Below are 1,384 nucleotides of genomic sequence, written 5' to 3'. Positions count from 1 at the left end.
CGGTCACCGTTGTTGAGCCTTTCCTCGATTTCTTCAACCGCAATGGTGTTCGCGTCGCGATAACCCTGTTGCTGTTTGTCTTCTTATTTAAGATTGGCGAAGCATTCCTGGGCCGCATGTCGATTGCTTTCTACAAAGACATTGGCTTTAGCAACGAACAAATTGGCTACTACTCGAAGTTGATTGGATGGGGAGCCACCATCTTCTTTACTCTCGTTGGCAGTATGTTCAATGTGAAGTTTGGTATCGTGCGCGGTTTGATGATTGGCGGCATTGCTATGTCAGCGAGTAACTTGATGTTTGCTTGGATAGCGTCTGTTGGCCCTAACGAGCATCTGTATTTAGCGACCATCATCATTGATAACTTTACGACGGCATTTTCCACCGTAGCCTTTGTCTCGTTTCTGACTCTCTTAACCGGGCAAGCGTTCTCTGCCACTCAATATGCATTGCTTGCGTCGCTAGGAAACTTTGGACGAACCACGCTAGCGTCATTCAGCGGTGAATTGGTTGACTACCTAAATGATTGGAGCACGTTTTTCATTCTCACGGCCGTAATGGTGATCCCGAGCTTGATCATGTTGTATTCACTGCGTCATTACTTTACGGATCTTTTGGAAAAAGCGCGGCATAAGCACTAACGACCGCAAATTTGCTCAAAAGTAAGAATAATAAACCACCGCACAATACGGTGGTTTTTTTCTATACAAAACGCGGCATTCGAAGCTTACGGGTAAAGCCCTTTGCCGAACAAGTTGAAGATTCGTGCAACACCTTGCGTGAAAATCATTGGCTCAGTGAGTACCGTTAAACACAAACAGTCTTCACCTTCCTGAGTAAAGGGGCTGTGTTTGACTGAGGCATCTCGTATCATCAAGTCGCCTTCTTCATACTGCCCGTCTTCATCGCTAAATCCACCATGCAGAACCAGTGTGGATTCCAACCCTCTGTGCGTGTGTTGTGGGATTTGTACATTTTCGCCGATGTACATCAGGCTCACTCGAGCATCTTCACCCAAATCAATTTGTGCACTGAAAACTTTCCCACCGTAGCTTCGCCACGATCCCACCAAATCAGAAAAGCGCACTAACGTTTTTGGAAGCTCGAAGCTTTTACCTGCGACATTGACGAAAGCTGTATCTTGAATCACCACATTGTCGTTCACAGGTTCTGCGTTAATAATGTCGTTAAACATGTCATCAAACTCATGTGAATACTCTAATGGACTTTCACTCACTGTGTTTGCTTGACTTGCTTCTACTTGGTTTACATACGCTCGGCACTTTGAGCACGTCTCTAAATGTGTGGCGACCACAAGACCAGAAACCGCATCAATGCTTCCCGAAGCGTATGCTTCTAACAAGCTGTTATCTGGGTGTTTGTT

1 protein-coding gene and 1 pseudogene are annotated in these 1,384 nt (G+C 45.7%); one reads left to right on the top strand and one right to left on the bottom strand.

From position 1 onward, the window contains the following. Window positions 1-641 (top strand): annotated as a pseudogene (locus tag R7E47_RS24380) (MFS transporter); the annotation flags it as partial. A gap of 86 nt (window positions 642-727) precedes the next feature. Here R7E47_RS24380 and R7E47_RS24375 read toward each other — a convergent pair. Then, window positions 728-1,384 (bottom strand): ChrR family anti-sigma-E factor (locus R7E47_RS24375; RefSeq protein WP_318085262.1); only part of this gene is annotated, 657 nt, incomplete at its 5' end.

Origin of the sequence: Vibrio sp. Vb1026 (genome assembly GCF_033338745.1) — a bacterium.
Classification (GTDB): domain Bacteria; phylum Pseudomonadota; class Gammaproteobacteria; order Enterobacterales; family Vibrionaceae; genus Vibrio; species Vibrio alginolyticus.
This window is presented reverse-complemented; position numbering and strand designations above follow the sequence as displayed.